Source organism: Chitinophaga sp. 22308, from assembly GCF_052045305.1.
Taxonomy (GTDB): Bacteria; Bacteroidota; Bacteroidia; order Chitinophagales; family Chitinophagaceae; genus Chitinophaga; species Chitinophaga varians_A.
On sequence record NZ_JBQEOP010000002.1, the window covers coordinates 636,587 to 658,545 of the forward strand.

Annotated in this window: 13 protein-coding genes; 6 read left to right on the top strand and 7 right to left on the bottom strand. The window is 51.1% G+C overall.

Translation table 11 applies throughout. The features are described from left to right. Nucleotide 1 precedes the first annotated feature (1 nt). The 3 genes from ACTJJS_RS09280 to ACTJJS_RS09290 form a co-directional block, all read right to left on the bottom strand. Nucleotides 2–1,138 carry an AAA family ATPase gene (locus ACTJJS_RS09280; protein WP_440663433.1) on the bottom strand — a complete coding sequence of 379 codons (1,137 nt, stop codon included), beginning with the start codon at nt 1,136–1,138 and terminating at the stop codon, nt 2–4. A 33-nt stretch (nt 1,139–1,171) separates the two neighbouring features. Next, the gene (locus tag ACTJJS_RS09285; RefSeq protein ID WP_440663434.1) at nt 1,172–2,398 is read right to left on the bottom strand and encodes a vWA domain-containing protein; all 1,227 of its coding nucleotides are present in this window, start codon (nt 2,396–2,398) and stop codon (nt 1,172–1,174) included. A gap of 71 nt (nt 2,399–2,469) precedes the next feature. After that, nucleotides 2,470–3,369 carry a hypothetical protein gene (locus ACTJJS_RS09290; RefSeq protein ID WP_440663435.1) on the bottom strand — a complete coding sequence of 300 codons (900 nt, stop codon included), beginning with the start codon at nt 3,367–3,369 and terminating at the stop codon, nt 2,470–2,472. A 172-nt stretch (nt 3,370–3,541) separates the two neighbouring features. Between ACTJJS_RS09290 and ACTJJS_RS09295 the strand changes: the two genes are divergently transcribed. Both ACTJJS_RS09295 and ACTJJS_RS09300 read left to right on the top strand, forming a co-directional pair. Beyond that, on the top strand, nt 3,542–8,182 hold the full coding sequence (locus ACTJJS_RS09295; protein ID WP_440663436.1) for a DUF3320 domain-containing protein: 4,641 nt from the start codon (nt 3,542–3,544) through the stop codon (nt 8,180–8,182). 154 nt (nt 8,183–8,336) lie between these two features. Then, complete coding sequence (locus ACTJJS_RS09300; protein WP_440663437.1) at nt 8,337–10,733, top strand: ABC transporter permease; 2,397 nt, start codon at nt 8,337–8,339, stop codon at nt 10,731–10,733. On the opposite strand, the gene ygiD is transcribed toward ACTJJS_RS09300, so the two are convergent. The 4 genes from ygiD to msrA all read right to left on the bottom strand — a co-directional run bounded on the left by ygiD (nt 10,734) and on the right by msrA (nt 13,604). Then, nucleotides 10,734–11,558: a 4,5-DOPA dioxygenase extradiol gene (ygiD, locus tag ACTJJS_RS09305; protein ID WP_440663438.1), complete on the bottom strand. Its 825-nt coding sequence runs from the start codon at nt 11,556–11,558 to the stop codon at nt 10,734–10,736. A gap of 88 nt (nt 11,559–11,646) precedes the next feature. Beyond that, nucleotides 11,647–12,054 (bottom strand): Rrf2 family transcriptional regulator, encoded by a 408-nt coding sequence (locus tag ACTJJS_RS09310; protein ID WP_168872666.1) that lies wholly within the window; start codon nt 12,052–12,054, stop codon nt 11,647–11,649. Nucleotides 12,055–12,124: 70 nt separating this feature from the next. Beyond that, the gene (locus ACTJJS_RS09315; protein ID WP_440663439.1) at nt 12,125–12,550 is read right to left on the bottom strand and encodes a hypothetical protein; all 426 of its coding nucleotides are present in this window, start codon (nt 12,548–12,550) and stop codon (nt 12,125–12,127) included. Nucleotides 12,551–12,959: 409 nt separating this feature from the next. Next, on the bottom strand, nt 12,960–13,604 hold the full coding sequence (msrA, locus tag ACTJJS_RS09320) for a peptide-methionine (S)-S-oxide reductase MsrA (protein WP_168872668.1): 645 nt from the start codon (nt 13,602–13,604) through the stop codon (nt 12,960–12,962). A gap of 456 nt (nt 13,605–14,060) precedes the next feature. Here msrA and ACTJJS_RS09325 point away from each other — a divergent pair, with 456 nt between their 5' ends. The 4 genes from ACTJJS_RS09325 to ACTJJS_RS09340 all read left to right on the top strand — a co-directional run bounded on the left by ACTJJS_RS09325 (nt 14,061) and on the right by ACTJJS_RS09340 (nt 21,933). Beyond that, entirely contained in the window at nt 14,061–16,181 is a 2,121-nt protein-coding gene (locus ACTJJS_RS09325) for an endonuclease MutS2 (protein ID WP_168872669.1), read from the top strand. A gap of 23 nt (nt 16,182–16,204) precedes the next feature. Beyond that, nucleotides 16,205–17,092: a helix-turn-helix domain-containing protein gene (locus ACTJJS_RS09330; RefSeq protein WP_168872670.1), complete on the top strand. Its 888-nt coding sequence runs from the start codon at nt 16,205–16,207 to the stop codon at nt 17,090–17,092. 350 nt (nt 17,093–17,442) lie between these two features. Continuing rightward, entirely contained in the window at nt 17,443–18,618 is a 1,176-nt protein-coding gene (locus ACTJJS_RS09335) for an efflux RND transporter periplasmic adaptor subunit (protein WP_440663441.1), read from the top strand. A gap of 114 nt (nt 18,619–18,732) precedes the next feature. Further along, nucleotides 18,733–21,933, top strand: coding sequence for an efflux RND transporter permease subunit (locus tag ACTJJS_RS09340; protein WP_440663442.1), 3,201 nt, complete (start codon nt 18,733–18,735; stop codon nt 21,931–21,933). Nucleotides 21,934–21,959: the final 26 nt, after the last annotated feature.

A 21,959-nucleotide genomic window follows, 5' to 3' on the forward strand; every position in this document is an offset into this window, starting at 1 on the left:
ATTACATTTTGGCGAGCAGCAATTTGGCTACTTCAGGTATACTGTACAGTTTTTTCAGGCTTTTGTTGGTGGCATTTACCAGGTCCTGCGCCATGGCCAGCCGCAGGTCGTTGGGGATAAAGCCCAGTAAGATAAAGGCTTTGAGGTTGGCGAAGGCTTTGTCGCTGAGCTCTTCTTTGGTATTGAGCAGGTGGTTGGTCAGCCTGGTCATTATTACGGAGAGGATGTCCATGCGTTTGGTCTGGCCGTCTACCAATGCTTTGATCTGTCCTTCCAGTATCTGGAAATTAGGCGCGTTCAGAATATCCTCCGGCGCGATAAGTTTATCGAGGTCCATATTCACGAAGGTGATGAACGCGGTGGTGGTGGCTTCGTCAAGACAGCCGTCGCCCAGCATTTTCACCAGGTCGAGGTCTGCACGCAGGTCGGTAATGGTTTCGAGCGACTGGAAAAACTGTACCAGTGAGCGCGGCGTGGTACGGGTGCCGGTAACTACTTCCGGATAGGCGAGAATGAAGTCGATACCACGCGGGTCGATGCCGGCGTTTTCTGCCCAGCGTGCCCATGTTTTTACATCAAACTCCATGGTGACGTGCATCATACGGGTAAGCATGGCGTCGTCCATGGTGGAAACGGAATAGTCGCCGCCATCAGGATTGGCGGTGAGTATAATGATCCAGCCTTCGGGGAAACGCCAGCTGACCAGCTCATAGTTCTGCAGCAGTTGCATGATGCCCCGCAGGATACGGTCATCGGCGCGGTTTACGTCGTCTATCAGGAATATGCCGGGACCGGCTTGTTTGGGAACCCAGTCGGGCGCCACAAACTGAGTAGCGGCATTATCGAGGTGGTGAGATATTTTGGGCATCCCCAGCAGGTCGCCCATTTCCTCAAATTGTGCGGGGGCAATATAGGTGAACTGGTAACCTTTGCGCTGGGCGAAGTCGCGTACCATTTCTGTTTTGCCGATACCGTGCAGGCCCCAGATACAAATGGGGGTAGGCCTGCGTTTACCGGCATGTTGGGGGGTATCAAAATGCTGATGGGTCACATGTTCGAGCATTCTCTCCACCTGTTGGGCATTGACTTTTGTTCCGTAGGTGATGTAGTTGAATTGCGGTGTTTTTGTTGTTGCCATAATTTGTTCGCAGTTCTCGGTATATATTTTTTTTCAGGATGATATTAATTTGGCTTTTCTGCCCGGGAGTGCCTGGAATTCCTCAGAATCGCCGGCAATGCCACCGTGGCTGATCACCCACAACAGCGGGAAACGGGCCGTGATAGTGGGTGCGGGGGCAACGCCATCGGTAAAGTAGATCAATCCGTCGGGACGGAAATTATCATTGCCGTATTCAATCGGCGGATTAAAATCGGTACCGCCGCGGCCCATGATAAATTCCGGCGGCACGCCCTTATAGGCATACACACGCTGTACGGTGGCATCGCACTCGAGCACCTGTATTTCGGCACCCTGCCGCCAGATATGATGCACTTCGTTAAAGAAGGTGGAAAGCTCTTCGCGGTCAATGCTGCCGGAAGTATCTACCGCTATCAGCAGTTTTTTCTGTTTCCGTATTTTGATACCGGGATTGGTGCCAAAGCGTTTGGACGGGCGTTTGAGCGTGCTGCGTACTTTCGTTTTGCTGCTGCTCTCAGAAAAGATTTTGATCACCCGGCGCCAGTCCACTAATGGTTTGCTTTTCAGTAATATAGTATCCAGGTAAGACCTCAGTGAGGCCGGTAATTTGCCATATCCTTTTTGGTTGGTCCTGTTGCGCGCGATGCCAATCAGGTTGTCTATTTCCAGGCTGGTCAGCTCTTTTTCAAGCTGGCTGCGTTCAAAGATTTCTCTCCACTGGCGGTGCCGGTCCATACCATGCGACGCTTCGGAGATAGCGCACAACATGCGCGCGCATTCGGTGTCTTTGTAGATGGTGTCTATATTGTCGCGCAGGTGTACCAGTTTCTCGTAGTAGTAGCGCCAGGTCTGGTCTTTTTCAAATTGTAATTCCGGAAAACCCTCCATGAACACCGATTCCACCGGCAGGTGCGCACGGTCGATGTACTGGTTGACCACAATGTCCATCGCGATGTTGACCAGCAGGCGGTCAGCCGTTGGTTCATGCACCAGTGTATGCTTAAAAACGATGTGCAATACTTCGTGTTTTACCACACCATAACGGTGACGTTTATCCGTAAAAAAGTGGTCCCAGAACGTCGGGTTGATATAAAGGGTGTGGCCCCGCTCGCGCAGGCCTACGGCCATGGTCTGAATGTCGGAATCGGGACTGGTGACTTCCTTATTGATGGCAGCAAAAAAACGGGAATAGAAAGGCTCCTGCATCAATAGTTCTATGCTGGTCCGGGTAACTTCTTCCAATATTCTTCTATGGTCCATTATTGTTGGCGGGGTGTTTTGGGACAGCAAAATATAATAAAAAGGTTAATGCACAAAAGCGGCGAATGATTTTAGTCGTCCGTCAATAGGGTAATGCCCGTAGTAGGGCCCTGCTGGCGGAGAACAGACTGCCGGCCTGTGGCCAGATTGACTTCCCGGATATATCCGCCGAGGTCTGTCACATAGGCTTTGTTATCTTTTTCATCCGCTGTCAGGCCGATGCCTTCCTGCAAGCCCGTAACCAGTACGTGGTGATTGATGAGCCGGCCGTCTTCTGCGATGGTGGCGCTGTTGAGCGAGTTGCCGTTGGGTGGCGCGCCACGGTCTGTCCAGTACAACCGGCCGCTTACCGCTCCAAAGTCCAGGTCAATGGGTTCCGGCAGCTGATCGAGCAGCAGCGTGATATCAGTCCGGTTATCTGCCGTCTGTCCTTCAGGAATATTGATGCCAGCCCGGAATATGCGTCCTTTCCCGCCTTTGGCAGGACCTTTCTGCGTCCAGTAGATATGTTGGCGTGATGTGTCCAGGGCGATGCCTACACAATGTCTTTCCGCTTCCAGCCGGTCCAGTTCGTTCCTGCCCCGTCTGACCAGTGTTTCCAGACCAGTGCCGTCCATCCGGCAGCGCATCACTGCCATTCCCTCGCGATCGCACCAGTAAAGGAATCCGTGTTCCGGGTCGCCTGTCAGCTGTTTCGGCGTGGTGACGGCACCGTTGCCCACCAGTATCCGGTGTTGTTCCCCGTTGAGGTCACAACATTGAATGGAGCCATCTTTCGCGGCAAATTCTTCTTTTGGGTCTGTCAGGTTTCCCATATTGGTCCAATATAACAGCCTGTTGGTTTTATCCAGCCAGACGCCGTCAGGAATACCATCGGTGATAGTGTAGATGGTCCGCGGCGGCGCATCGTAGAGGGGAAATTCTATAATGGCAGCAGGGCGGACCTGCAGGGTAATCAAGGATTTTTTCATGGAATATTTTTGTGATCGTTGTAAAAAAACTGCTGCTGCTTTCTCTTAAGAACAGATAGGCAGGATCTTTGTTCGAAAGGGCGCCGGTGCCATGTTTTGCGGGAATCAAATAATTCCTGCCACGCACCGTTAATAGGAGTATATTTGCAACGTTTTTATTTGCCAGGCTATTATGATTGCATCCATATTGACCAGGCTGGAGTCGTCCCGAAAAGAGCTCCTGGACCTTGGACTGAAGAATCCCCTTTTAAACTACAAGTTATCTGCCAGCAAAGGGCTACATATTGTTGATGAAGCATCGGCCGCCGTTTATGCGTTGCTGGTAGCAGAAAATAAGACGCTGACGTTCCTCGACCGTCCGGACAAAAAAGCCGGGCAGCCTGATGTAATGTACCAGGAACAGCCGGCTGCCGGCGGAAAAGACACCGTGCATGACACCCGGCTGCAAACCAATGAATCGCAGGTAAACCTGCATACCCGTTTGCTGAACACCTATTACGCCGCCAGAATGAGCCTGGAAGAGCAGGGTTTCAATATCCTGTACCTGTCGCTCGGCATGCTGCAATGGTGTGAAGCGGGCAGTACTGAGCCGCGGCTGGCGCCACTGGTGCTGGTGCCGGTGCAACTGGACCGTTCGGACGTCCGTGAACGTTTCCGTTTGAAATATACGCTGGAAGAAGTGGAGGGTAACATCTCGCTGGAAGCGAAGATGAAAACGGATTTTAATATCAGCATTCCTGCCTTGCCGGAAACGGAAGATTTTAATATCACCGAATATTTCAATGCCGTGGCCGCGGCCGTAGATGGCATGCCTGGCTGGAAAGTGGAAGCGGATGCCATTGAGCTGGGCTTTTTCTCTTTCGGGAAATTCATGATCTACAACGACCTGGATGCCGCCAACTGGCCGGCCGACAGCAGCCCGCTCACCCATCCGGTGATCAACAGCCTGTTTGGCGGTGGTTTTTCAGACAATCAGCCCGGTATTCCGGAAGATGCCTTTATCGATAACGAACCACGCGCCGATGAGCTGTTCCAGGTGGTAGATGCCGATAGTTCGCAGATTCATGCGATGCTGGCCGTACAGGAAGGCAAACACCTCGTGATACAGGGGCCTCCGGGCACCGGTAAATCACAGACCATCACTAATATTATCGCTGACGCCATAGGCAGAGGGAAAAAGGTACTGTTTGTAGCAGAAAAGATGGCCGCGTTGGAAGTGGTGAAGCGCCGTCTTGATAATATCCAGCTGGGAGAAGCCTGCCTGGAGCTGCACAGCCATAAAGCCAATAAAAAAGAATTACACCAGGAGCTGCGCCGGGTGCTGGAACTGGGACGGCCCTCCGTGCAAAAGCTGCGCGAAGAGGTATTGTTGCTCAACACGCACCGGCAGGAGCTGAACGAATACTGCCAGGCGGTGAATGAGCCGGTAGGGAAGAGCGGCCTTTCCGTACATCAGATCACCGGCTATCTGTTACGTATAAACGAAGATGTCGCCGGCAGGCAGCTGCCGGTTATTACGCCGCCGGACATGGCCTCCTGGGACGCCGCGGCCATGAACAAGGCCACGGCCATGGCTCAACGAATACAAGCCTGTTTAAGTGAAGCTGGTATGCCATCGCAGCTGCTGTTCCTGGGCAGCCGGTTGAACGTGCTGTTGCCGCACCAGCAGGAAGCGCTGCAACGGCAGTTGCAGGAGACTGCCACCGCTTTACAGGACCTGCAACAGTCCCTCGCCGGCGTAGCCGGGAAGATGGGGTTGCAGACGCCGGAAGACGTAACGGCCATGAAACAGCTGATACATGTCTGCGCCCTGTTGTCGCACAAGCCGGACCTCAGCGGCCTGAACACCGGCAGCAAGGCGTGGTTGCTGCAGCAGCAGGATATCATCTCCTGGCTGGAAGCGGGCCGCCGCCTCACAGCCATCCATCAGGCATACCAGGACATCCTGATACCGGAAGCATTTTCACAGGACCTGATGGAAGTGCGACAAAATCTGCTCGCCCACGGCACCAAGTGGTATAAGTTCCTCATCGGCGCCTATAACCGCAGCAACAAACAACTGGCGGCATTGTGCAAAGGCGCATTGCCCAAAGACAATACAGAGAAGCTGCAATATGTAGACAGCATTATGGAGTACCGGCGGCACGATGCGCTGTTACAGGAGCATGCCGCCCTGGCACGCGACCTGTTCGGCACACGCTGGCAGAAACACCAGACCGACTGGGACGCGCTGGACACTGCCACTGCGTATATAACGGACATGCATAAACGTATCTCCGCCGGCACCTGTCCGGAGGCTGTGTTGGACTGTCTGCATAAAAACATAGACCCTGCCGTAGCGGCGGCCGACCGCGATGCCCTGCAGCTGGCAGGCGATAAAACCGCCGGTTTGCAGGCAGGCGTATTACAGCAACTGGAAATGCGGGACTACCAATGGCCTGCTGCCTTCGCCGCTGCCGCGCAACGGCTGGGCACATGGAAAGACAGGCTTCCGGAAATCCACCATACCATTGCCTGGAATAATATCACGGAAACGGCTACACAGGAAAATTTATCCTGCCTGATCACCCCGTCAACAGACTGGCCGGAAGCGGCCCGTTTGCTGAAGACCGTCTTACAAAAGACATGGTACGAATACCTGCTGGAAACCGCTGTGAAAGCACATCCTGCGTTGCGCCGCTTCGACAGGGCGGGCCATGAAGAGCTGGTACAGCAGTTCCGCCGCCTCGACGCGATGAACCTGCAGTATAACCGTGCCCGTGCCGCGCTCAGTCACTGGGAGCAGATGCCGCGCATGGAAGCGGGCGGCCAGGTGAACATCATCAGAACAGAATTTAATAAAAAAGCCCGGCATATGCCGGTGCGCAAGCTCATGAAAGAAGCCGGCCTGGCGATACAGGCCATCAAACCGGTGTTCATGATGAGCCCCTTGTCCATCGCCAACTTCCTGCCGCCGGCCACACTGGAATTTGACCTGGTGATATTTGACGAAGCCAGCCAGGTAAGGCCTGTGGAGGCGCTGGGCGCTATTCTGCGCGGCAAACAGCTGGTCGTGGTAGGTGATACCAAACAGCTGCCGCCTACCAGTTTCTTTGATACGCTGACCAAAGAAGTGGAGGACGAAGAGAACATCACGGCGGACATGCAGAGCATTCTCGGTTTGTGTGATGCCCAGGGCGCGCCACAACGCATGCTGCGCTGGCATTACCGCAGCCGTCATGAATCGCTGATCACGTTATCGAACCACGAATTTTATGAAAACAAGCTGGTGATATTCCCTAGCCCCGGCTCCAAAGACAGCCGTGGCCTGGTGTTCCATCATCTTCCTGATACCGCTTATGACCGTGGTAAAACGCGTTCCAATCCTAAGGAAGCAGAAGCCGTGGCGGACGCTGTGATGGAACATGCCCGCCGTCATCCGGGACTGAGCCTTGGCGTAGTAGCGTTCAGTACATCCCAGCGGGAAGCAATCACCGTAGCATTGGAAACACGGCGCCGCAATAATCCGGAGCTGGAATCCTTTTTCCGTCAACATGCTGACGAGCCTTTCTTTGTGAAAAACCTGGAGAATGTGCAGGGCGATGAGCGAGATGTGATTTTCATCTCTATCGGTTACGGCCGTACGGAGGAAGGTTATGTGGCCATGTCCTTCGGCCCGCTCAACAACGAAGGTGGTGAACGCAGGCTCAACGTACTGATCACCCGTGCCAAATCACGCTGTGAGGTGTTTACCAACCTTACCGCGGATGATTTGGACCTCAACCGGACGCAAAGCGCGGGTATCGCGGCGTTGAAGAACTTCCTGTACTATGCGCAGCACGGACGGCTCAATATGACGGTGGAAACCGGTCTGCCGGCAGACAGTCCTTTTGAGGAAAATGTGGCAGCCAGGCTGGAAGAGAAAGGGTATATCGTCAGGAAGCAGGTAGGCTCCCGTGGTTTCTATATCGACCTGGCTATTGTAGATCCGGACAACCCCGGCCGTTATATCCTGGGGATTGAATGTGATGGTGCTGCTTATCATTCCGCCCGTTCCGCCCGTGACCGCGACCGTTTGCGCCAGCAGATGCTGGAGGCCATCGGCTGGAAGATGTACCGCATCTGGAGCACCGACTGGTTCCGTAATCCGGGGAAAGAACTGGACAGGCTGGTGGCGGCGATAGAAGCTGCTAAAACAGCACTCTCCATGGACGATGAGGACGCGCAGGAGGCAACACCTGCCGCAGCAGCGCCTGAACTGAAAAGGGAAGTGGTGGAAGAAGATACCGACGAAACGCAGATGTATGAAATAGCCACGCTGCCGGAAGAAATCCGGGACCAGGAGTTTCATGCCACGCCTATTGGCAGCCTGTGTAACTGGATAGAGCAGGTGGTAAACATAGAAAGCCCTGTACACTTCGATGAACTGGCCCGCCGCATGGTGGAGGCAGCCGGTATTACGAGGGTAGGCCCGCGCATCCGGGAGATACTCCGTCATGCCGTAAGACATTCCGACGCCAGTAAACGCATTAAGATAAAAGGGCAATTCCTGTGGCATACCGCCCTGCCCGAACCGGTAGTGCGCAACCGCAGCCTGTTGCCGGCTGTCGCCCGTAAGATCAACTATATTTCGGTGGAAGAAATGGGCGTAGCGCTGGAAAAAGTGGTGAAAGACGCCATTGCCATCCAGCGGGAAGATGCAGTGCCTTTTATCGCTAAAATGTTTGGCTACAGCCGTGTAACAGAAGAGATGAAAGAGGAAATCCTCAAGGCGATTGATGCCGGCATCGCCAATAATGTGGTGCAGCTGGAAGGCGATCTGCTGAAAGCATAAACGAACAACGAGTGTATCAGAATCGGACATGTGTATATTTTCCATTATACATATGTCCTTTCTTTTTATAGGCAGGACTGCGTGGCATGTTTTTGAGAGCCTTGGCCGTGTGAAGCCGGAGTAGCGGGAGATGTCCACCCTAAACTGTAACCACATGTTCAGGAATTATCTGCTGATAGCGTGGCGTAATCTGTCCAGGTACAAGTATTACACGCTGATCAATATTGCCGGGCTGGCCATTGGCATGGCTACCTGTTGGCTGTTGCTCTTATATGTACTGGGAGAAACCAGCTATGAAAACTTTTTCCCCAATAAGGACCGCGTATATCGTACTGTGAACGATGCCTCCTGGGCCGGCGGCCGGCTCAATGTTGCCACCACATCGGCTCCTTTTGCGCCACTGTTGAAAAGAGACTATCCGGAAATAGAAGAGATAACGCGGGTATTGACCGACGGCGGCAGCCTGTTGGAATATAATGGGAAGAAAATGCAGGTGGAAGACATCTATTTTGTGGACAGCACCTTTTTGAAAGTGCTGCCTTTTCCGCTACTGGAGGGCGATGCGGCTACCTGTCTCACTCAGCCCAATGGTCTGTTGCTTACCCGCTCCCTGGCGAAGAAAATATTCGGCGACCCGGCATCGGCTATGGGAAAAATAGTGCGTACAGAAGACAGTGCCTCTGTGTTCCAAGTGACCGGCGTCCTGGAAGATGTGCCTTCCAATACACATTTTTCATTCAGCGCCTTACGGGTACTGCCGGCTAATTACAATGCGGACGGCTGGCAGAATTTCGACGTATATACGTACCTGTTACTGCGCAAAGGTGCGGCTGCCAAAGCGCTGGAAGCCAAGCTGCCGCAGTTTGGCGACCGATATGTAAAACCTCATATGGGAGAGGTGCAGTATCAGATGACACTACAACCATTGGCTTCCATTCACCTGCATTCCCACCTGGGATATGAAATAGGGTCGAATGGAAATGTGCTTTACGTATATGTGTTCCTGTTTGTAGGATTGCTGATTTTGGTCATTGCCTGTATTAACTATATGAACCTCGCCACTGCCCGTGCTACGGGCCGTGTGAAGGAAATAGGCGTGCGTAAAACGATGGGATCTGGCAGGGAGGAAATTGCGCGCATGTTCCTGGCCGAATCATTTCTGCTGACCCTGATATCCGCCGTGGTGGCCTTCGGGCTGGTCGTAGTGGTGTTACCGTATTTTAATGAATTTGCGCATCGCCAGTTAGTGTTATGGCAGTTTGGCGTAGCGCGTACCATCGGCGCTATATTATTACTGGTGGCTTTCACTGCACTAATGGCCGGTATTTATCCGGCGGTGTTTATGTCTGGTTTCCGGGTCATCAGCGCGCTGAAAGGGCGCTTGAGCGGCAGCAGCCATGCGGGCTTCCGGAAAGGGCTGGTCACTTTTCAGTTTATGATCGCCATTGTGCTTACCGCCAGCACGCTGGTAGCGTATGACCAGCTGCAATATGTGATGCACACCAACCTGGGTTTCAACAGGGAGCAGTTGCTTTCTTTCCATATCAGTGATGTGCAGGCGCGGAAGAATATTCCTGCCATGAAACAGCAGCTGCTGAGTAATCCGCTGATACGGGAAGTATCGGCGGTCAGCAATCCTATCGGGCGCAATGACCTGGGCACGAGTGGCTACTTTGTAGAACAGGATGGCAGTATTTCGGAATCATCCATATTAGCGCAGGGCCTCATGGTGGACGCTGGTTTTTTGAAGACGATGGGCATCACCTTGCAGCAGGGCCGCAATTTCTCCGATACCGGCAATGCCGACCGTTATCATGCTGTGCTGGTCAATGAGACGCTGGTGAAGAATTTTCAGTTGAAAGACCCGTTAGGCAAGCGGATACAGTTCAAAATAGATAACAAGGGCACCCGGGCGGAACGTGTGATCACCGGTGTGGTAAGGGATTTTCATACCTATTCGCTGCAGCATAAAATAGCGCCGCTGGTGATGCAGATGGCGCCTTTTCCGGAAATGGAAGATAATATGTACGTGCGCGTTAGTCCGCAGAACATCCCGGCAGCCCTGGCGCACATAGCAAAAGTGTACCAGCGTTTCGATGCGGCGCATCCGTTCAGCTACCAGTTCCTCGATGATAACTTTGCGAAGCAGTATGCAGGAGAGCAGCAACAGGAGCAGATATTCCTGCTGTTTACCGTGCTGGCGCTGTTTATTGCCTGTCTTGGTTTGTTTGGGCTGGCCGCGTTTATGGCGGTGCAGCGCACGCGTGAAATTGGTGTGCGAAAAACACTGGGCGCTTCCGCCGGCAGTATTGTAAAGATGCTGTCGCAGGATTTCCTTCGGCTGGTGTTGATAGCGGCCGTACTGGCGTTCCCGTTGTCCTGGTGGATCATGGACCGGTGGTTGCAGAGCTTTGCCTATCGTACCGGTATCAGCATATGGGTGTTTGTGCTAACGAGTGTAGGCGTTACCGTAGTAGCGCTGCTGACTGTCAGTTATCATGCCCTGCGTGCAGCGATGGCCAATCCGGTGAAGAGCTTGCGGGCCGACTGATTACGCCGTCCGGAAGCAGCGCATGCTGATGCTGCCGTTCTGAATTTCTTCGTAGGTAAATTGAATTTCTTCGTTTTTATTGACCAGCCCGAGGGTGTACAGCATCGGCAGGTAGTGGTCATTTGTGGGTATAGACAGCTGTGCGGCTGTTCCCAGTGTATGATAGTTGACCAGGTCGTTGAATGCCTTTTGTTCCAGTTTTTCTTTCACGAGATGATCAAAGGAGATGGCCCAGTCAAATGGTTTGGCGTTGTTGGAGAACACCACCTGGCGCAGGTTGTGGACGATATTGCCGCTGCCCATGATGAGCACCCCTTTATGGCGGAGCGCTTGCAGTTCAGCTGCCAGCTTAAAGTGATATTCCGGTGGCTGGTGATAGTCGATGCTCAGCTGGTATACCGGAACGTCTGCCAGGGGGTACATGTGTCTGAGCACTGTCCATGCGCCGTGATCGAGGCCCCAGTGGTCATCTTCCATCACTTTGGCGGAAGTGATCAGGTCTTTTGTTTCGCGGGCCAGGGCAGGGGCGCCGGGCGCAGGATATTGCACCTGGTAGAGTGCTTCGGGGAAGCCGCCGAAATCATGGATGGTTTCTGGTTGCGGCGCCACCAGCACGTGTGTGCCTTTGGTCAGCCAGTGCGCGGAGATGACCAGGATAGCACGGGGCTTGTCCGGTATTTGTTGGCCCATCTGTGTGAGCGCGCGGGTAAAAGCATTGTCGCTGATGCCGTTCATCGGGTTACCGTGACCGATAAACATTACCGGCATTGCTTTCTCAGCGGTTTTCAGGTCGCTGGTAATATGATGAAAACCCTGTAAATCCATAATAATTGGGTTATTTAGTAGGTGCTTTTGGTTAGTCGTTTTTGCCTGTAGAAGCCAGATAAATAATCAAATATTAAAATGAAAAATATCAAAATTTATCGGCGAAGTCAGCCAACGTCATATTCTCCAGTTTCCGTAGCAGGGCGCCTTCTATGTCTTTATACAAATCATCCAGATGCTGATTGATCTGTTTGCCCACTGCGCAATCGGGGTTAGGATGGTTACGGCTGTTGCCCAGCAGGGAAGTTTGCTGTACAGCATGGTACACATCTGAGAGCAGGATGGCAGTAGCCGGTTTGGCGAGTGTGGCGCCCCCGTTTTTGCCTTCCTTGCTTTCTATCATGCCATGGTTACGCAGGTTGCTGATTTCCTTTCTGACCAACACCGGATTGATATTGATACTGCCGGCGATGTAATCGGACGACAGTAACGTCCCGTTTTCCTTCGCCAGGAGCGTCAGTATATGTAACGATATCGGAAAGCGGGCATTATTCATTCTGTAATTCTATTTATTACAGTACAAAGGTACGCCAAACGCCGGGAAAGGAAAAATTTATCCTGATAGGCTATCGATGGGTATAGAAATAGATGATGCTGGCGATAATTAATAGAATGATAATCAAGGCAATAACGCATCCGTTGCGGCTGGGCTTTTTCACGGCGCTGGTTAGTCCGCGGGTCTGCAGGAGAGACTCCAGGGTATCTTTAGCTTGTTGAAGGGTGGTTTTGGTGTCCGGTAATTTGTTGACCTCGGTATAATAGTATTTAATACCATGCAGTTTACCGCTGTTAAGGCTTATCTGGATCGCTTTTTCGGCGATGGCGCGTACGGCGGTGGTGGTTTTACCGCGAGTGCTGCCATGTTCAGGAGTAATCACCCGCTGGCAGCTGTGGCAGATGACCATTACGTTAAATGGATCTTTTTCGGGAACAGTGCGAATCAGCTCTTTGCTGCCGCAGTAGGGGCAGATAGTTGGTGGAATTGCTGTCATTAATAGTTTTTAGGATTCCCTTAAAATAAACAAAAAATACGAATTATAGGGTATATGACGCAGAAATCCCAGGGCTGAAGCCCTGGGCTACGATCAGATTCAGGTTCTTTTAATGAAATATTTTGCCGGTTATGCCATAAGCGTTCCAGGCCTTGGTTGGGTGGCAGATTTTCCTAATGAAGTATTTTGTTGGTTATGCCATAAGCATTCCATGCCTTGGTTTGGCGGATGATTTTCATTTGCATGGGGAGGCCCTGAGCTGCCGGAATCTTCACCTGCCCACAGTTCATTTTCCTGAAGTCCTGACCCCGGGTCGGTAGCCCATAAACAATAGGCTTGTTAATGAGAAAGGACTTGATTCAGAATGTAGCCCAGGGCTTCAGCCCTGGGACATCTGGCATTTTACGGACTATTGCTTTTTCAAATGGTCTTTAAACACCTTTTTGAATTTTTCCAGTTTAGGTTTGATCACGAACGTGCAGTAGGGCTGTCGTCCGTTCTGGTTATAATAATCCTGGTGATAATCTTCCGCTTTATAGAAAGTGGTCAGCGGGGCGATTTCTGTCACGATAGGTTTATCATATGCGCCGGCGTCCTGTAGCTTTTTCTTATAGAACTCAGCTTTTTCCTTTTGTTCGGGCGTATGATAGAAGATAACGGAGCGGTATTGGGTGCCTACATCGTTGCCCTGGCGGTTAAGCTGGGTGGGATCGTGGCTTTCCCAAAAGGCCTGAAGCAGTTCATCGTAGCTGATTTTGGCCGGGTCGTAGGTGACCTGGATAACTTCAGCGTGGCCGGTATTGCCTTCACAGACCTGTTCGTAGGTGGGATTGGCTACTGTGCCGCCGGCATAACCGGATTCCACTTTCAGTACCCCGTCGAGGTATTGAAACTGGGCTTCTGTACACCAAAAGCAACCGCCTCCGAATGTGGCTTTTTCTACATGTGTGTTATTGGGTATTTCCATATCTCCGGGAACTTTTTCTTTTTTGTTCTGCGCGCAGGCGAATAAGGCCAATGTTACGAAAAAGATGAATATTGAGTATTTTCGCATAAAATATTTATTTAAAAATGCTGTCTTTTTAATATATGTAAAATACAGCACTGTAGCGGAATTTCAGGGTGTTTTATTATTTTTGCATCCCCTGTGTCAATAATAATTTACGTAAAAAATGATGCAGGTTAGGCGACAAGTTAGTAACTTTAACATTCTTTTTTAGCCAGAAGGAACCCGGCAAGGGCCTGAAAGCCCTCAAAAAAGTAGTCAGCAGCAGCAATATAGATAGAAACACCGGGTAACCGGATACTATTGATAGTACAATGACAAAGCCGATGAGAAAGAATTAATTATTTTCCCAGCATACTTCTTCCCAGGCAGCTACAGCGCTTAGTGTAGCAGCATATATGTTTATTTACTGGCTCCGGCGTAAAGCCGCAGCGCATTTCATTTTAACCGGCAGCATACTTCTGTTGTTGTAAGTTTATGCCGTTCAACTAAATATATTATCACTTGAAATATTTTCCTGAGTCTGCGTTGGTGCAGTTGGAATTCGATAAAATACAGGCTTTGCTCCAGGACCACTGTAAAACGGAACTGGGTACGCAAATGGCTATTGATCTTCGTTTGCACACGCATATAGACTACGTAAAAGCCGCTCTGCAACAGGCACATGAATATAAACAACTGATCCTGTTGCAGGAGCATTTCCCCAATGATCACGTCCTGAACCTGCATACCGAGTTGCGGTTGCTGTCCATCCAGGGCGCCGTACTTACCGGTGATCAGGCCATGTCCATCCGTAAACTGGCGGAAAGCATGCACAGCATCGTCCGGTTTTTTGACCACGACCGCCGTATCCAGTATGGAGGCCTGTATGATGTGATCAAGGACACTTATTATGAGAAAAAGATCACGGCGCTCATTGATGAAGTGCTGGACGAAACCGGGCAGGTACGCGATAACGCTTCCCCTGAACTGGCCAAGATCCGTATCTCCCTGTTCCGTAAGAGAACAGAACTGCGCCGCGTATTTGAGCGCATCCTCCAGAAGCTGCAGAAGCTGAACTACCTGGCCGACCAGGAAGAGGCGTTCCTCAACGGCAGAAGGGTGGTGGCCATCTACGCCGAAAACAAACGGATGATCAAAGGTATCATCCATGGCGAATCTGATACCCGTAAAACCGCTTTCCTCGAGCCGGAAGAAACGATCGAACTGAATAACGATATCCAGTCGCTCGAAAGAGAGGAAGGCAGGGAAGTATACCGCATCCTGAAGGCGCTGACCGGCTCCCTGAGCGGTTATAGTGAGCTGCTGAACGGCTATCACCAGATACTGGGCACCTACGACTTTATCCGGGCGAAAGCGAAACTGGCGCTGGATATGGACGGAAATTACCCGTCACTGGTGCCGCACGCGCAATTGCACCTGGTACAGGCTTACCATCCGCTGTTATTGTTATATAACCGCAAAAACAGCAAGCCTACTGTGCCGGTAAGCATCAGTCTGGATAAAGACGCACACATACTGGTGATCAGCGGTCCCAATGCCGGCGGTAAAACGGTGACGCTTAAAACCATTGGCCTGATACAGCTCATGCTGCAGTCCGGCCTGTTGGTACCGGTGCATCCGTCTTCCCAGCTGGGCATTTTCAAGCAGTTGATGATCCATATCGGGGATACCCAGTCGCTGGAATTTGAACTGAGTACCTACAGCTCCCACCTGAAGAACATGAAGTATTTTATGGAGACTGCCAACGGCAGGACCCTGTTCTTCATCGACGAGTTGGGTAGCGGCTCTGACCCTAACCTGGGCGGTGCCTTTGCTGAGGTGATCATGGAGGAACTGGCCAAGAAACACGCTTTTGGCGTGGTGACCACCCACTACCTCAACCTGAAAGTGATGGCCAACAAAGTAAAAGGCATCATCAACGGGGCGATGGGATTCAATGAACAGACCCTGATGCCCATGTATAAACTGATGGTCGGTAAGCCTGGCAGCTCTTATACTTTCTCAATCGCTGAAAGGATTGGCCTGAACCCGGCACTGATTGCCCGCGCCAAAAAACTGGTGGACGAAGGTCATTTTCAGTTGGATAAACTGCTAAACAAAGCAGAACAGGACCTTCAGAAAGTAGAAAGCAAAGAAAAGGAGTTGCAGAAACTGGTCAAAGAAAATGAAAAGCTGAAGCGTGAATACGAAGCCCTGTCAGATAAAGAGCGAAAGCATCAGCAGATCACTTTCCTGAAGCTGCAAAACCAGATCAAGGAAACGGACCTGGCTTACCTGAAAGACATGGAACGCAAGCTGAAGCAGATCGTGGTGGAATGGAAGCGTGCCGGCGACAGCAACGATAAAGAGAAAGTGATGAAACAGGCAGAGATACTGCTGTTCCGTCGCAGGGAAAAACAGATCAATGAAAAGCACAATAAAAAAGTGCAGGACAAATTTGAAGAGGTAGGCCGCGACGTACAGGTGGGTGACCAGGTGAAAATCCTGACCAACCGCCAGGTGGGCCGCCTGATAGAAATCCGGGACAAACGCGGTATTGTACAGCTGGGGAATATTCCGATCAACGTCAAGTTGAGCGACCTGGTGGTAGTACAGGAAAAGCCGAAGGAGCCCGTTGACTGATCACTTCAAAAAACCGTATCAAAATGGAAGTTACAAAAGCAGGAAAGATAGCAGATATACCCATGTACCGTCTTGAAGACTGTGTGAATGGCATGCCGTTTTTTATCGGCAAGATAGATGGCTGTGATGAAGAGGAGGTAGAGCATTGGGGCACGCCGCACCGTCACAACGGTTTCAGTATCGATATACTGCTGAAAGGAACTATCCGGCAGGCAATTGACTTTAAACAATACGAAGTGACTGCACCCGCCATCATGCTGATGGAACCTGACCAGGTCCATCAGCATGCGATGGGGGATGATGTGGAGTTGATCAATATATCTTTTACACCGGATTTTCTTGTTCCAGAAATGCAGGGTGTGATCAGCTGCTGGCATTGTATCTTTAATTCCGGTATGGTGCCGCTGACGCAGGAGCAGCTGGAGGAGCTGATGGTGTATGCCCGGTTGCTGAAGAAGGAATATGAAAGCGACAAGGCCCGTAAGGAAGCGGTGCTCCGCAACCTGTTGAATGCGATGGTTATCACCATTGGCCGTATTTCCGAACCGTCCAATGCATGGCTGAACGGGGAAAATTCCCAATACAACATGGCGCGCCAGTTTAAAGTACTGGTAGACCAGCATTTCCATGAGAAGACACAGGTGTCTGATTATGCCGAGATGTTGTTTGTAACGCCCGGACATTTAAATGACACAGTGAAAAGCCTGCTGGGCAGAAATGCCAAATATGTGATCGATGAAAAGAGGACGATGGAGGCCAAACGGTTATTGTACTGGGGAGAACACTCCGTAAAACAGATTGCGGCCCGCCTGAATTTCGAGGATGACGCTTACTTTAACCGCTTTTTCAAAAAACATACGGGACTTACGCCGGCCTCGTTCCAGAAGACGACCCGTGAAAAGTACAATTAAACCCGTAATAATTTAAACGTCCGTTAACATTATTATACTACTTTTGCATCGTTGTCAATAAGAAATGATGTTGCCCGTGCATCATTTAAAAAATTTGAAAACCATGGATATTCATTAGCAGTACAACTGCAATGCCCTTTCTTTTTATTTTTTATTTACAGAAGTAACATTTTGTTGCGTGCTTACGTATAACCAGCTGTGACGTTATGCGTGGCCCGAAGCCGCAACGTTGACTGCCTGTACTTTCCTCTTGAATGCTGTTTGCTAAAACTGCTGCTGTGAAGCAATGTGAGTTGTATTGTCTTCGTAGCGGAGAGGAAAAAAATTGTCGTATGATTAAAAAAACAAGTATGAAACCAAAAAGATCCGTTTTTGCAAACTTGCCGGCAGGCTTACTCTATAGTGTCGTAATTCTTTCCCTGTTGTCTGGCTGCGGCGCTTCAGAGGCGCACATGGAAGGACAGCAGGCGGCAGCTTTACCGGTATTAAAACTGAACGCAGTACCTGCCACTACCTACCGCGAATACAGCGCAACGCTGGAAGGCCGCACCAATGTGGACATTCGTCCGCAGGTGGAAGGTATACTTGATAAGATTTATGTAGACGAAGGAGCTTTCGTGAAAGCCGGTCAGCCGTTATTTAAAATCAATGACCGCGTGTACACGGAAGTACAAAGCAATGCGAGCGCCACACTGCTGGCCGCTAAAGCTAACCTGGAAAAAGCACAGCTGGAAGTTGACCGTCTCACGCCGCTGGTAAAAAACAATGTGGTAGGCGAAGTGCAGCTGAAAACTGCGCAGGCCAACTATCAGGCGGCCAAAGCAGCGGTAGCGCAGGCACAGGCCCAGCTGGGCAGTGCAGGCATCAATGTAGGCTATACGCTGATCACAGCGCCTGTTAGCGGTTATATCGGCAGAATCCCCTATAAAGTGGGCGCGCTGGTAGGCCGTGCAGAACCGCAGCCGCTGACAGTACTGTCTGACGTAAACCAGATGTACGCTTACTTTTCCATGAGCGAAGGCGACTTCCTGAAATTTAAAAACGAAACCGCCGGCGGCAGCCTTGCTGACAAGGTAAAACAACTGCCGCAGGTAGAGCTGAAACTGGCTGATAATACCATCTACAGTGAAAAAGGAAAAATAGAAACCATGGAAGGTCAGTTTGACAAGACCATGGGCGCTATCAGCTTCCGCGCCACTTTTCCTAACGGAGCAGGACTGCTGCGTACCGGCAACACCGGTAAGATCCGCATCCCTGAACAATTCTCCGATGCCGTGGTGATTCCTACAGAAGCTACTTATGAGCTGCAGGACAAAGTGATGGTGTTTGTAGTCGCTGACAGCAACAAAGTGACAGGTGTTCCCATTACTATATCCGGTAAAAGCGGCAACTACTATTTTGTGGAGAAAGGTGTGAAGTCCGGTCAACGGATCGTTTACTCCGGCCTGGACCGTCTGCATGACGGCACTGTGATCGCTCCACAACAGATGTCACTTGACAGCTTACTGAAAGTAAGACCGCTCTAATGTTTCATGATGCATCCGCAAAGCGGAGTGCCAGCCATTTATGGCGTTGCGCTTTGCGGATAACCCTCATTCCCGTCGTCCATTTTCGGATGATGCTTAAATACTATTGACATTATGTTTAGAAAATTCATAGAACGGCCAGTATTGGCTACCGTTATATCCATCCTCCTGGTTCTGCTGGGGATACTGGGGCTGCTCACCCTTCCGATGAGCCAGTTCCCGGACATTGCGCCGCCCAGCGTAGCCGTAACGGCCTCCTATCCCGGAGCCAACTCCGAAGTGGTGGCCCGTTCCGTGGCCACGCCTATAGAAGAGGCGGTGAACGGGGTGGAGAACATGACTTACATGACTTCCCAATCCAACAACGATGGTTCTATGACGCTCAACGTTTACTTTCGTTTGGGCACCGATCCGGACCTCGCTGCGGTGAACGTGCAGAACCGCGTGGCCAAAGCCACCAGCCAGCTGCCGGCGGAAGTGATACAGGCAGGTATCAGCACCCAGAAAGTACAGAACAGTATGATCATGGTGGTGAACCTGCAGAGCGACAGACCAGAGTATAATGAGACCTTCCTGCAGAACTATGCGAAGATCAATATCATCCCCGAAATACAGCGTGTAAAAGGGGTTGGTCAGGCGATGGTGTTTGGTGCGAAAGATTACTCTATGCGTATCTGGTTGCGCCCTGACAGGCTGACCGCTTACAACATGTCCCCACAGGAAGTACTGGACGCTATCCGCGACCAGAACCTGGAAGCAGCCCCCGGCCGTTTCGGTGAAGGCAGCCAGGAATCTTTTGAGTATATCATCAAATACAAAGGTAAGCTCAACAAGGACCAGCAATATGAAGACATCATCCTGCGTGCGAATGCCGATGGTTCCGTGCTGCGCCTGAAAGATGTGGCCCGTGTTGAATTTGGTTCATTTACCTATGGTAGTGATACCCGGGTGAACGGTAAATACGGTATCGGTATCGCGATTAACCAGACAGCTGGTTCCAATGCGAATGAGATACAGGAAACGATCAACAAGCTGATGAAAAAAGCGGAGAAATCCTTTCCTACCGGTATCGAGTATTTTAATATTTACAGCACCAAAGAGTACCTGGACGAGTCTATCGATCAGGTGAAACATACGCTTGTAGAGGCTTTTATCCTCGTGTTTATCGTGGTGTTCATCTTCCTGCAGGATTTCCGTTCCACCCTGATCCCGGCGATTGCCGTACCAGTGGCCATTATTGGTACCTTCTTCTTTATGAAGCTCTTCGGGTTCTCTATCAACCTGCTGACGTTGTTCGCGCTGATCCTCGCGATCGGTATCGTGGTGGATGACGCCATTGTGGTGGTGGAGGCGGTGCATGCGAAGATGGAGAAAGGGGCTAATCCCCGTATCGCCACGCTATCGTCCATGCAGGAGATATCCGGTGCGATCATTTCCATTACGCTGGTGATGTCTGCCGTGTTTATCCCGGTAGGTTTCATGGAAGGGCCAGCGGGCGTTTTCTACCGGCAGTTTGCCTTTACGCTGGCCATCGCCATCCTGATCTCTGCATTGAACGCGTTGACGCTCAGTCCTGCGCTCTGCGCCCTGATCCTGAAAAACAATCACGGCGGCGGTCATGGAGAAGAACATGGTAAACTGAACGGTCATGCAAAACAACAGCAGAGTTTTGGCAAACGTTTCTTTGCCGCTTTCAATACCGGCTTCAATGCCATGACGGAAAAGTATGCCCGCAGCCTTCAGTTCCTGATTAAACGTAAGTGGCTGACCATTGCAGGATTGCTGATCATCGGTGGAGTGACCTTCTGGATGATGCGTAAAACGCCTACCGGCTTTATTCCTACAGAAGACCAGGGTTTTGCCGTGTTTGTGGTGAATATGCCTCCGGGCTCATCACTGGAGCGTACCCGTCAGGTAGTGGACAAGGTGGAGCATGTTGTAAAAGACCTGGAGTCTACACACGCCTACCTGAGCGTGTCTGGCTTCAACTTCCTCAGCAACTCCAGCAGTGCTACTTCCGGCGTGGGCTTTATCAAACTGAAACCTCATGCCGAGCGTGGCAAGATCAAGGATATGAACGCCATCATGGGTATGTTGCAGGGTAAGTTCGCCGCTATCCCCGAAGCCAACATCTTTGCGATCAACATGCCTACCGTACCGGGCTTCAGTAACGTGGCCGGTTTCGAAATGGTATTGCAGGACCGCACTGGTAGCGGATCTCTGGAGAAACTGGGCGGTACCGCTTATGGATTTATTGGTGAGCTGATGAAACGTAAAGAGATTGCTTTTGCGTTTACCACTTTCAACAACGGCCACCCGCAATATGAAATAGAGATCGACGACCGTAAAGCCAAACAGCTGGGTATTCCGGTGAGCGACATTCTGCAGACCATGCAGGTGTATTATGGTAGTATGTTCGCGTCTGACTTCAACCGTTTTGGCAAGTATTACCGTGTGATTGTACAGGCCGATGCCGAACTGCGTAAAGATCCTTCCTCACTGGACGGGGTATACGTAAAAAACCAGTTTGGTGAACAGGTGCCTATCAACACCGTAGTATCACTGAAACGGGTATACGGACCGGAGACAGTTACCCGCAACAACCTGTTCAACGCCGTTACCATCAACGGTCAGGCGAAACCAGGTTATGGTAGTGGTGATGCCATCAGAGCTGTAGAGGAAGTGGCTGCGCAGTATCTGCCGAGAGGTTACACCTACGAATGGGTGGGCATGACCAAAGAAGAGATCAGCGCCGGCAACCAGTCTACCATCATCTTCACCCTGTGTCTGATCTTTGTGTACTTCCTGCTGGCGGCACAATACGAAAGTTATATCCTGCCACTGGCGGTGATCCTGTCCATACCGCTGGGTATCTTCGGTGTGTTTGCGTTCATCAACCTGTTTGGTATCGATAACAATATATATGTACAGGTAGGTTTAATCATGTTGATAGGGCTGCTGGCGAAGAACGCCATTCTGATCGTGGAATACGCGGTACAGAGAAGACGCAGTGGCATGGGACTGGTAGCATCCGGTATCCGTGCGGCCCGCCTGCGTCTGCGCCCTATTTTAATGACCTCGTTCGCCTTTATCGCAGGTTTGTTGCCACTGATGCGGGCTACCGGCTCTTCCGCGCTGGGTAACCGTTCCATCAGTACCGGTGCTGCCGGCGGTATGCTTACCGGTGTAGTGTTGGGCGTATTTGCCATCCCGGTATTGTATGTGATATTCCAGTTCCTGCAGGAGAAAATCAGCCGCAAGCCTATTGTGACTGAAGAAGAGAAAAAAGCAGAGATAGCCGAACTGGTACACTAACAGTCAACAGATCTATTACCAGAAAC